The organism is uncultured Granulicatella sp., from assembly GCF_963528195.1.
In the GTDB taxonomy this organism is placed as follows: Bacteria; Bacillota; Bacilli; order Lactobacillales; family Aerococcaceae; genus Granulicatella.
Genome location: NZ_CAURVN010000037.1, coordinates 1 through 12,296, shown reverse-complemented (window position 1 = coordinate 12,296; position 12,296 = coordinate 1). Strand labels below are relative to the sequence as shown.

11 protein-coding genes and 1 tRNA gene are annotated in these 12,296 nt (G+C 31.2%); 10 read left to right on the top strand and 2 right to left on the bottom strand.

The features are described 5' to 3' along the window. Positions 1-3,107 (top strand): PolC-type DNA polymerase III (locus RWR88_RS07350; RefSeq protein ID WP_314451490.1); only part of this gene is annotated, 3,107 nt, incomplete at its 5' end. A 31-nt stretch (positions 3,108-3,138) separates the two neighbouring features. Here RWR88_RS07350 and RWR88_RS07345 read toward each other — a convergent pair. Beyond that, complete coding sequence (locus RWR88_RS07345; protein ID WP_314451488.1) at positions 3,139-3,879, bottom strand: N-formylglutamate amidohydrolase; 741 nt, start codon at positions 3,877-3,879, stop codon at positions 3,139-3,141. Positions 3,880-3,982: 103 nt separating this feature from the next. Between RWR88_RS07345 and RWR88_RS07340 the strand changes: the two genes are divergently transcribed. From RWR88_RS07340 to RWR88_RS07305, 8 genes are all read left to right on the top strand, one after another. After that, positions 3,983-4,327, top strand: a complete 345-nt coding sequence (locus tag RWR88_RS07340) for a hypothetical protein (RefSeq protein ID WP_314451486.1) — start codon at positions 3,983-3,985, stop codon at positions 4,325-4,327. Positions 4,328-4,420: 93 nt separating this feature from the next. Further along, positions 4,421-4,494 (top strand) — tRNA-Arg (locus tag RWR88_RS07335). A gap of 151 nt (positions 4,495-4,645) precedes the next feature. Then, positions 4,646-5,407 (top strand): pyruvate formate-lyase-activating protein, encoded by a 762-nt coding sequence (gene pflA, locus RWR88_RS07330; protein ID WP_314348850.1) that lies wholly within the window; start codon positions 4,646-4,648, stop codon positions 5,405-5,407. Between the two features lie 65 nt (positions 5,408-5,472). Then, the gene (locus RWR88_RS07325; RefSeq protein WP_314348851.1) at positions 5,473-6,402 is read left to right on the top strand and encodes a manganese-dependent inorganic pyrophosphatase; all 930 of its coding nucleotides are present in this window, start codon (positions 5,473-5,475) and stop codon (positions 6,400-6,402) included. A gap of 96 nt (positions 6,403-6,498) precedes the next feature. Continuing rightward, a complete protein-coding gene (locus RWR88_RS07320) occupies positions 6,499-7,389 on the top strand; it encodes a VOC family protein (RefSeq protein ID WP_314451483.1) in 891 nt (296 codons plus the stop codon). Between the two features lie 17 nt (positions 7,390-7,406). Continuing rightward, on the top strand, positions 7,407-8,276 hold the full coding sequence (locus tag RWR88_RS07315) for a YitT family protein (protein ID WP_369011007.1): 870 nt from the start codon (positions 7,407-7,409) through the stop codon (positions 8,274-8,276). Between the two features lie 18 nt (positions 8,277-8,294). Beyond that, positions 8,295-9,152, top strand: coding sequence for a YitT family protein (locus tag RWR88_RS07310; protein WP_314451481.1), 858 nt, complete (start codon positions 8,295-8,297; stop codon positions 9,150-9,152). Between the two features lie 102 nt (positions 9,153-9,254). Continuing rightward, positions 9,255-9,998: a MerR family transcriptional regulator gene (locus RWR88_RS07305; RefSeq protein WP_314451479.1), complete on the top strand. Its 744-nt coding sequence runs from the start codon at positions 9,255-9,257 to the stop codon at positions 9,996-9,998. Positions 9,999-10,032: 34 nt separating this feature from the next. On the opposite strand, the gene RWR88_RS07300 is transcribed toward RWR88_RS07305, so the two are convergent. Next, on the bottom strand, positions 10,033-10,965 hold the full coding sequence (locus tag RWR88_RS07300) for a diacylglycerol kinase family protein (RefSeq protein ID WP_314451478.1): 933 nt from the start codon (positions 10,963-10,965) through the stop codon (positions 10,033-10,035). A gap of 104 nt (positions 10,966-11,069) precedes the next feature. On the opposite strand from RWR88_RS07300, the gene RWR88_RS07295 reads away from it, so the two are divergent. Continuing rightward, the gene (locus tag RWR88_RS07295) at positions 11,070-12,179 is read left to right on the top strand and encodes a hypothetical protein (protein WP_314451476.1); all 1,110 of its coding nucleotides are present in this window, start codon (positions 11,070-11,072) and stop codon (positions 12,177-12,179) included. Positions 12,180-12,296 lie beyond the last annotated feature (117 nt).

Here is a 12,296-nt window from a genome sequence, read left to right as displayed (position 1 = left end):
ATGATAAAGTGAATGTTGCCTATAATCAACAACATATTTTATTAGAAGATGCGACTTATGTAGTGTTTGACGTGGAAACAACAGGTTTATCAGCCATTTATGATTCTATTATTGAATTAGCAGCCGTTAAAATGCATAAAGGAAATGTCATTGATAAGTTTGAAGAATTTATTGACCCAGGACATCCATTATCTGCGACAACGATTCAATTAACAGGCATTACAGATGATATGGTTCGTGGTTCTAAATCACAAGCTCAAGTATTGAAAGAATTTGCTGCATTTACAAAAGATACCATTTTAGTCGCGCATAATGCCAGTTTCGATATGGGATTTTTAAATACTGGATATGAAAAAGAAGGCTTGGAGAAAACAACTCAACCAGTCATTGATACTTTAGAGTTATCTAGATTACTACATCCACAATTAAAATCTCACCGTTTAAATACATTAGCCAAACGTTATAATGTTGCCTTAGAACAACATCACCGTGCGGTATTTGACTCAGAAACAACTGGACATTTATGTCATATTTTCTTAAAAGAAGCAGCCAATGATCATGGACTCATTTATCATGACCAATTGAATACGAACTTACACCCAGAAGAAGTGTTCAAAAATGGTCGTCCATTCCATGCTACGATTTTTGCAAAACATCAAGCAGGATTGAAAGAACTCTTTAAAGTAGTCTCAGATTCAAATGTACAATATTTTTACAGAGTACCTCGTATTTTACGGAGTATGTTAATTGAAAATAGAGATTCATTTTTAATTGGATCTGGATGTAGCGAAGGGGAAGTCTTTGAAGCAATGATGCAAAAAGGCTATGAAGAAGCTAAAGAAAAGGCTAAGTTTTATGATTATATTGAAATTATGCCAAAAGCAGTCTATCGCCCATTAATTGATAAAGAACTCATTCGAAATGAACACCATTTAGAAGAAATTATTAAAAATCTCGTGAAATTAGGTGAAGAACTAGATATTCCAGTTGTCGCAACAGGGAATGTTCACTACTTAAATCCGGAAGATAAAATTTATCGAGAAATTTTATTAACATCTGTGAATAATGGACAAAAATTAAATTATCCAGATGTTCATTTTAGAACGACAAATGAAATGCTAGATGAATTTGCCTTTTTAGGAGAAGAAAAAGCTTTTGAAGTCGTTGTGACAAATACTCATTGGGTTAATGATCAGTTAGAAGTGATTATTCCAATTAAAGATGACTTATATACGCCTAAAATTGAAGGGGCAGAAGATGAGATCACAAAATTAAGTTATGACAAAGCTCATGAATGGTATGGTGAAGAATTACCAGAAATCGTTGAGAAACGTATCGATAAAGAGTTAAAGAGTATTATCGGAAATGGATTCTCAGTTATTTACTTAATTTCTCAAAAATTAGTGCATAAAAGTAATGAAGATGGGTATTTAGTAGGTTCTCGTGGATCCGTTGGTTCCTCATTAGTAGCGACATTAACGGGAATTACTGAAGTAAATCCATTAGCACCTCACTATCGTTGTCCAAACTGTTGTTATTCAGAATTTTTTGATGATGGTTCTGTAGGTTCTGGTTTCGACTTACCTGAAAAAGATTGTCCTAAATGTGGAACACGACTTGCAAAAGATGGACATGATATTCCATTTGAAACATTCTTAGGATTCTATGGGGATAAAGTACCCGATATCGATTTAAACTTCTCAGGGGAATATCAACCACAAGCGCATAACTATACGAAAGTATTATTCGGAGAAGACTATGTGTATCGTGCAGGAACCATTGGTACTGTTGCAGATAAAACAGCCTTTGGATATGTAAAAGGATATGAACGAGATTTAGGATTAGAATTTAGGCAAGCGGAAATTGATCGTTTAGCAAAAGGATGTACGGGAGTAAAAAGAAGTACTGGACAACACCCAGGGGGAATTATTGTAATTCCAGATTATATGGATGTTTACGACTTTACTCCAATCCAATTCCCAGCAGATGACCAAAATGCAGAGTGGAAAACAACTCACTTTGATTTCCATTCCATCCATGATAATGTGTTAAAACTCGACATACTTGGACACGATGATCCGACCGTGATTAGAATGCTACAAGATTTGTCAGGAATTGAACCGAAGGATATTCCACCTGATGATCCAGAAGTGATGAGAATCTTCGGTGGAACAGAAGTATTAGGCGTTACGCCAGAACAAATTGATTCTAATACGGGTACACTCGGAATTCCTGAGTTTGGTACAAAATTTGTACGTGGAATGTTAGAACAAACAAAGCCAACTACATTTACAGAGTTACTACAAATTTCAGGACTATCTCATGGTACAGACGTATATCTAGGAAATGCAGAAGAATTAATTCGACTACATGGTATCCCACTTTCTGAAGTAATTGGATGTCGTGATGATATTATGGTGTACTTAATTCATAAAGGTGTTGAAAACGGGGCTGCTTTCAAAATTATGGAAGGTGTACGTAAAGGGAAGGGAATACCGGAAGACTATCAAGCAATGATGCGAGAAAATAATGTCCCAGAATGGTATATCGAATCGTGCTTGAAGATTAAGTACATGTTCCCGAAAGCCCATGCTGCAGCTTATGTATTAATGGCTTTACGTGTAGCGTGGTTTAAAGTTCATAAACCTTTATTATATTACTGTGCTTATTTCTCAGTTCGTGCTCAAGACTTTGATATTGTGGCAATGTCACAAGGGAAAGAAATGATTAAACAAAGAATGAAGGAAATCCGTGATAAAGGAAATGATGCAAGTACTAAAGAAGTAAACTTATTAACCGTACTTGAATTAGCCAATGAAATGTGTGAACGTGGATTTAATTTTAAAATGGTCGATATTGAAAAGTCTGATGCTGTGAATTTTGTGATTGAAGGAGATAGTTTAATTGCTCCATTTAGATCAATTCCAGGATTAGGGCTAAACGTAGCCAATAAAATTGTTGAAGCAAGACAAGAACAACCATTTATTTCTAAAAAAGATTTAGCAACACGTGGGAAAGTTTCTAAAACTTTAATTGATTATATGACTGAGAATAAAGTATTAGATGACTTACCAGATGAGAATCAATTATCCTTGTTTGATTTTTAGACGAAAAAGCAAAATAGACGACTTCGGTCGTCTATTTTTTATAATATTCTTCAATTTGTAAAAAGATTTGTAGTAATTTTTCTTGTAAGCTTTTTGATTTTTGTGGATCCAATGTATTGTTATGAAGATAGAGTGAATAAGGTATTTCTATTTGAATCGCTTCTATATTTGGTTGCTTAGATACTTCATGAATAATATTTCCACCTTTAAAAGGCTTATCTAGCTGAGTTGATAAAGCGGCTTTTTCAAAACTATTTAAAATATAATTTAACGATTCTTTTGATATTGTTGAACGTTCTCTAGTACTAATAATAATTTTATCGGTCTCAAAGTATTCATCATCATAGCTATGTAAATCTAGTAAACAAACCTTTGAATAATTTGCTTCTTTTAAGGAAATTTGTTCCAATATTGCATCGTAATAAGGAGTATAATATTCCTTTATCCATTGTTGTTGAATGGATTTTGAAGGATATTGTTTAAATAAAGGACTTCCAAATTCGTCATATTTGGGAATGATTGGAAATGTAGCATTTTTAGAACTATATTTTGAACGATTAACATCTACAATATATCTAGATAATTTTGAAGTAATTGTTGTAAATTGAAAATCTTTTACAAATAAACCTAATTGCCAATCGGTATGAATTCTTTTTGCTTGCTGATTGATTCGATTTTGAATCGATTCAGGAATTTCAATACCTGAATGAGGAATTGAAATAAGCAAGGGAGAACAACTTGTAGCATGAGAAATTGTTAAATAAACGTTCATAAAATACCTCCTTTTTCATATTGTAGTATAGTTTTTATCATAATGAAAGTTTCTGTTGAAATCGATAATGTATTTAGTATAATGTTGTAAAGGAGTGAGTGAGATGAACCAACGTGAAATTGATGAATTGCATGATTATTTAAAGGAATTTACCTCAGATGTATTAACTTGTGCATCAAGTTTTAGAGAAAAGAATACAATATATGCCTCATTTACGTATTATCCAGAATTTCAACATAAATTTTTATTATCGTATCGTAATGAAAATGATACAGTAGAATATGTAGACGATAATGGTAATGTTATATCTGAAGATGAATTAGAATACAAAACAACGGAAATTTCAATGACTTATGGTGAAATGGTTGATATCGTATTGAGTCAATTATTAGAATTTCGTAAAAAATATTATCAAAAGCAAATTAAAACAAGTTCATTTATTTTATAATTGTTGTCTATAAAAAGTACAGTTTATAAAAGTAGAATTTATTTTTCAAGTATTGACAGTTATTATACATATTGTTATAATAACTTTTGTACTGTTCTAGTAGCTCAGCAGGATAGAGCATTCGCCTTCTAAGCGAACGGTCGGGGGTTCGAATCCCTCCTAGAACGTCATTAGAGGAGCGTTGATTTATCAACGTTCTTTTTTTATCTAAGATAAAATCGAATAGTTTAAGTAAAGCGTCATTCGTTTTTAAACAAATTATGTTATAATAGTTACAAATAGTGTCAAAAGAGTATAGATAAATTGGAGGGATTATGAATGAGTGAACCAGTTGTTGGATATATTCATTCTACAGAAAGTTTTGGTTCTGTTGACGGGCCAGGAGTTCGTTTTGTGACATTTATGCAAGGATGTCGTATGCGTTGTGAGTTTTGCCACAATCCAGATACATGGAATATTGGTGCAGGTCAAAAGATTACAAGTCAAGAATTATTAGAAGAAGCATTACGTTATCGTGCCTTTTGGGGTAAAAAAGGTGGCGTAACAGTAAGCGGAGGAGAACCTTTACTACAAGTTGATTTTTTAATTGATTTCTTTAAACGTTGTAAAGCAATGGGAATTCACACTACATTAGATAGTTGTGGAATGCCATTTACCTATGATGAACCATTCTTTAGTAAATTTGAAGAATTATTAGAATATACAGATTTAATTTTATTAGATATTAAACATATTGATGATGAACAACATAAAAAATTGACTGCTTGGACAAATAAAAATATTTTACAATTGGCAGAATATTTATCTGAAAAAGGACAACCTGTTTGGATTCGTCACGTATTAGTTCCAGAACGTTCAGATTATGATGAATATTTAGAACGTTTAAGTGAATTTGTTGCAGGATTGAAAAATGTGTTAAAATTCGAAGTTTTACCATATCACCGTTTAGGGGTTTATAAATGGAAAAACTTAGGGATTCCATACAAATTAGAACATATTGAACCACCAACAAAAGAACGTGTTGCAAATGCGAACCGTATTTTAAGAACTCAAGAATACAAAGGATATTTAGATGTTTAGATTGGTTTTCTAAACATAGTGTGGTAAAATAATCAGTATAAAATTTATAAAAGTGAGGATAAAAGATGAGTAAATTATTAGTTTTTGGTCACCAAAATCCAGATACAGATGCGATTACATCAGCTATTTCGTATGCTTATTTATTAAAACAATTAGGAGAAGATGTAGAAGCAGTTGCATTAGGTGAACCTAATGAAGAAACTCAATATGCATTGAATTATTTTAATAGAACAGCTCCACGTGTTGTAACTTCACTAAGTGAAGAAACTAGTCGAGTAGCATTGGTAGACCATAATGAAGTACAACAAAGTGCTGCTGATGTAGAGAAAGTTGAAGTGCAATTTGTAGTTGATCATCATCGAATTGCGAATTTCCAAACTGCAAATCCTCTATTCTATCGTTGTGAACCTGTAGGATGTACGAATACGATTTTATATAAAATGTATAAAGAATATGGAATTGAAATTCCAAAAGAAATTGCAGGATTAATGGTTTCAGCAATTGTTTCTGATACATTATTATTCAAATCTCCAACATGTACACAACAAGATATTGAAGCAGCTACTGAATTAGCTCGTATTGCTGAAATTGATGTAAACTCTTATGGATTAGAAATGTTAAAAGCTGGAACAAATCTATCTACTAAATCTGAAGCGGAGTTAATTGATTTAGATGCTAAATCATTCCCAATGGGTTCATACAATATGCGTATCGCTCAAGTAAATGTTGTGGATGAGCAAGAATTATTAGCTCGCAGAGATGCTTTAGAATTTAGCATGAAAGAAGCAAATGCAACTCATGGTTATGATACATTCTTACTAGTTGTAACAAATATTTTAACAAGTGTTTCTACAGGATTAGTCGTAGGGGAAGCTTTAGATACTGTTGCAAAAGCATTTAATACAGAGTATGAAAATGGTCTATTAATTTTACCAGGTGTTGTATCTCGTAAAAAACAAGTTGTACCACCATTGACAGTTGCTTTTGAAAACTAGAATGAATTGATATTGAATCCGAACTATTGATGACTACAAATCTGATATGATGTTCGGATTATTTTATTTTAAAATTGGAAATAAGGATGAAGAGCAGTGAAAAATTTATTGGATTATTTAAAAAATTTATTGCCTTCTGGTTCAAAAAAAGAGTGGGATATTGCTCAAGTAACATTATTCGTAGAAAATATTCATAGTATGAAAAGATTTTATACACAAGTTCTTGGTTTGACCATTTTACAAGATTTTGAAACGGAAATATTATTAGGATTACCTCAAGGAAGTATTCCGATGATTCGACTAATTGCAGCCGAAAATTCAGGAACACGTAAAACTAATTTGACGTATTACCTAGGCTTTGAAATTCCTAAAAAACAATTATTAGGAGATTTAAGCAATCATTTTTTATTAGAAGAACAAATGATTATGGCAACCTGTGATGACGGATATAGTGAAGGATTTTATATAATGGATCCTGAACAAAATCGTTTGAAATTTTACTCAGTGAAAAAAGATTTATTATTAGAAGATGTGAATCATGAAATGCAATATTTAGAAGGAAACGAAGTGACGATTCCTATTCAAGAATTTATTCAATTAGGGGATACAGGAATTCATGGTTTGCCTGCTAAAACTCGATTGAATCAAGTTCACTATATTGTGGATGATATTCAAAAAACATCTGATTTTTTAACAAAAATTTTCAAATTTAAAACAACTTATGATTATGTAGCCGAGCGAATTAATTTTCAATTAAATGAACATTATTATTCTATTGCAATTAATGAATGGCAAGTGATTGATGCGACTCATACTATGTATGGAGTAAGAGAAATTATGTTTTTTGTGCCGGAAATTAAAGTGTTAGAATCAATTGTAGAGTGTTTAGAAGAAATAGAATGGCCATATTTATATCAAGACTCCGAACTAAAAGTTCTTACACCCGATCATATTCGATATCACTTTAAAGTGGGGGAACGCCTATGAGTATATTAAATGCAGCCATGTATCGAAAATATCGAAAAGATCCTAAAGTGCGCCATTTAGTTAGTCTTTTTGCAATTATTCTTTCAGGTTTTTTACAAGCATTCACTTTAAAAGTTTTTATTCAACCTTCAAATTTATTATCTAGTGGATTTTTAGGTGTATCTATTTTAATTCATCAAATCGGCGAATTAGTTGGAATGGATTTATCCATTTCATTAATGATGTTAGCATTAAATATTCCGGTTGCTATTATTTGTTATCGAGGAATTAGTCCTAGATTTACATTTTATTCCATTTTACAAGTTTTTTGTGGAAGTTTTTTCATTCGAGTATTAAATTTTGAACCTATTTTTGATGATGTTTTATTAAATGTTATTTTTGGAGGAGTGTTGAACGGAATTTATATTTCGATTGCGCTAAAAGGGAATGCCTCTACAGGTGGAATGGATTTTATTGCCTTATTCTTTTCTAATCGAAATGGTAAAACAATTTGGCAAGAAGTATTTTTCTTTAATACATTATTATTATTAATATTCGGTGCTATTTTTGGTTGGAAATATGCAGGATATTCGATTCTATTCCAATATATTTCAACAAAAGTGATTAGTAATTTCCATCAACGATACCATCGTGTCACTTTACAAATCACAACACGTTATGGTGAAGAAGTGATGCAAGCTTATTTAAAAAATATTCGCCATGGTATTTCTTGTGTCGAAGCCATTGGTGGCTTTAGTCATGAAAAGATGTATTTATTACATACGGTGTTATCATCATATGAATTAATTGATGCTATTTCTGTATTAAAAGAAGCTGATCCACGTGTTATTATTAATCAATTCGCAACAGAGAATTTTTATGGTAGATTCCATAGAGATCCAGAGTAAAAGAAAGGAGAAGTCTATATGAAAAAATATATTAATCAAGATACACTCACTTCAATACTAATGGTAACTATTGGTTCCTTTATTTTTTCGTTTACGATTAATGCTGTTGTGATTCCCAACCAATTTGGGAGTGGTGGAGTAACAGGGATTACATTGTTGCTATATTATATTTTGGGTATTAATCCAGGGACTTCTAACTTAGTTATTAATATTGTTTTATTATTAATTGGATATCAATTTTTAGAGAGAAGAACAATGTTTTATAACATTTATGATGTCATTTTAATGTCAGTATTTTTAGATATTACAAGAGGTATGTATCAATTTATTCCACATAATTCATTGTTAGCTGCTATTGGTGGTGGCGTTGTAGGTGGTGCGGCATTAGGTTTAGTAATGTTAGGGAATGGAACTACAGCTGGTACAGATATTATTGCGATGATGCTGAAGAAATATTTAGGATGGAATGTGTCTGTTTCTTTACTATTATTAGATATTTTTGTTGTTAGTCCATTATCGATTATTTCTGATTTGGAAAAAGTTGTCATTACTTTAATTTATTTATTTACAGCTAGTAGAATGATAAATCTCGTTTTAGAAGGATTTAACTCTAAGAAATCATTTATGATTATTTCAAAAAAATACGAGGAAATTGGTTCTCAAATACAAGAAAAAATTGGTCGTGGGACAACGATTCTAGACGGACATGGATTTTATTCACGTGAAGAACGAAAAGTATTATTTGTAGCAGTAAACCGTCTACAAGTGATGACATTACAAAGGATTATTCATGATGTAGATCCTAAAGCTTTTATCATTATTACAGAAGTAACACATGTTATCGGTGAAGGATTTACCTATCAACCAAAATCATAATTTTTATACACTTCCTAAAATGGAAGTGTATTTTTCTTTTAAAAAACTATTGACTATAACGTAATGTCATAGAATATAATCTAAGTGTTAGGAGGAATAAAGATGTATTTCATTAAACAAGTAAGTGAACTTAGTGGTGTATCGGTGCGCACTTTACATCATTATGACAACATAGGATTACTTATTCCTAAAAAAGATGAAAATGGTTATAGGTATTATAGTGAAAAGGATTTGTCATATCTTCAAACCATACTTTATTATAAATATTTAGGATTTTCCTTAAAAGATATTAAAACTCTTATGCAACAAAATGAAGAAGAACTCTTGCCTCATTTGAAAAAACAACTTAACTTAATGCAAAATGAAAAGGAAAAACTTCTAACATTAATCGATACTTTAGAAAAGACAATTATGTCTACAGAAAGGAAAATTAGGATGTCATCAGAAGAAAAATTTAAAGGATTTAGTATTTCAGATAATAAAAAATATAAAAATGAAGCCATACAAAAATATGGTGAAAAAGTTATTAACGAAGCCGAGGAAAAACAAATAGGAAAAGAAGATATTGTAGCAGAAGGATTTAATCGTATTTTCTTTACTTATGCAGAAAATATCGAAAAAGGGATTCCATCAACTGATTCAAGAAATGTAACTCTAGCTAAAGAATTACATCAACATATGTGTCAGTATGCATTTGATTGTACAATTGATGTATTTTCAAGTATAGGCTTTGGATATGCCAAAAATGAAGAGTTTAGAACAAACTTAGATAAATATGGAAAAGGTGTTGGGCAATATGCATGTGATGCTATCCAACAATATGTAGCAGAAGTGAGAGGTCAATAGAACAAGAAAACAGGAGTCGTTAGACTCCTGTTTTTTATGTTAAATAGATTGGATAAGTAATCAGTTTAGCTTCTAGTTCAACTTCTTCAAAAGAATATACTTCTCCATCTGTTTGCATCAAAATTGGTTCTTGAATTTTGATACAAGCGTGTGTGGCAGTTTGCTTTAATAAATTTTCAGGGAAACGTTCAAAATGTTGTTTATTCCATAAAATAAATGGAAAAGCTTTAAGAATAACAGGTGCAGTAACATCTCTAGCAACAACTACTTCAAAATTATGAGAGTTTTGTTTAGCTGTTGGAACAAATCGAATTCCTCCACCAAAATAGGAATGATTGAATAATCCAACTAATAAGTTTTTATCAGAAATTTGCACAGGTTGATCATTTATTTGAATAGAAGCTTGAAATTCTTTATGTTTTTTAAAAGCATTAATAATGGGAGTTAAATACGAGAATTTACTTAGCCCAAATTTACTTTTTTGTTTTTTTGACTGAATTGTGTTTAATTGACAGATAGCAGCATCAAGCCCAAAGCCAAGGGAGTTCATTGCAATGCCTGTTGTGTGAGATAATTTTTCATTAAAAGAAAGAAGTTCCAAAGTTGAAACGACTTCGTTTTCTAATTTTTCCATAAAAGTAGGAATATTATTTGTAAAATTCATTTCTCTAGAAAAATCATTTCCAGTTCCAGCAGGCAAATATGCAATTGGGATAGACTGATTAAATTTAATGAGTGATGCAATGGATTCATTTAATGTTCCATCACCACCGATAATAATGATACGATTATTAGCATGTAGAGTAGGTAATAACTTTTTAATAATTTGATAAACTTCTCCACCATATTGAGTTAAATAACTCACATAAGAAAGATTATGTGTTTTACAATATTGAATTAGTAAATCAAATTGTTTATTTCCCATTCCACCACCAGAATGAGGATTTGCGATAATTATATATTCCATAGTCGTCTCCCTTGTTTATATTAAACTACATTATATCAAAACTTTACAATAATTCAAATGGAGAATTTTAAATTTATGCTATATAATAGGAATGAGGTGATAAGATGTCTAATAATTTTTTTGATGCCGTTTTAAATCCAACTTGGAAAACTTTATCTAATGAAATAAAAGAAGTTGTGATGCAAAATATTTTAAGACACTTTGTGAACCCAATATTGGAAGTAACAAAAATTACTCCTGTGAGTTATCAATTTGGAGGATTGAAGATAGAAACATTTGAAATTTTGATCGATGGAGTAGAGTTTATCTTTGTCCCAGGTCAAAAAAAATGTATTTTAGGTTGGGATAGCGGATTGTCGGGTTTATCGGGTCTTGATTGTAGTGAAGAACGTCAAGAATTAAGATATGCTTTAAAGCGTTATTGTAATCAACATTTAACAAGTTCCTTTTTGACGGAGGAAAGTTTTTTAAATCAAGATTTTTCTCATATTCGTTTAACAACTGAATATATTGCAGAAAAAATTAATAACTCAACTTCTCCTTTAAGAGAAGTTGATATTCCAGCATTATTAGTTGAAAAGAAACCAAAGTTTGTTGGATTAAAATATATTGGACAATATAATGTTATTTCAGGACAATTATCGATTCCTGAAAATCAAACGGATCGAATGATTGAACAGATACAAGATTTATTACAACCAGAAGTACAAGATAGACATTTTTTACAGGATTATCCAACAGTAGCTAGAAAATCTCCTTTATTGATTCAACAAAACCAATTAAATCCAGATGTTTTTGATTGTTATGTAGATGATGCTGTTTCTTATTCAGATTTGAAACGAGATTTAGAGCGTAATGGTATGGGATTACTAAAAGAAGATGAATGGGAATATTGTTGTGGTGGCAGTTGTCGTCGTTTATTCAAATGGGGAAATCAGTTAAAACGTCAGTTATTCCATAAAAATATTTCGCCATTATGGAAAGAAAATATGTTTGGATTATTTATTGCAAATGCTGAATTTGGTCCGGAATTGATTAATGATGAACATTATACTAAAGGTGGTTGGTTAGAGGAGACTCACAAGGCACCGCTTATTAATTTATTGCCTTTATCGTCGTATTATCGTGGCGAAGGGATTGAGGATCAGGAGAAGGATTTAATACCAGGATATTACTGTGTAAGAAGAGTAATACGTATCGATTCAAATGGATAGATTTTTTGAATAGAAATTTTATAGTAGCTAGGACGCAAGCAAACCTGACGGTTTTATTGCTAAAATTCGAGCCTTGGTCTCGAATTTTATTTGAAACAAAGTACGAAAAAAAGACAA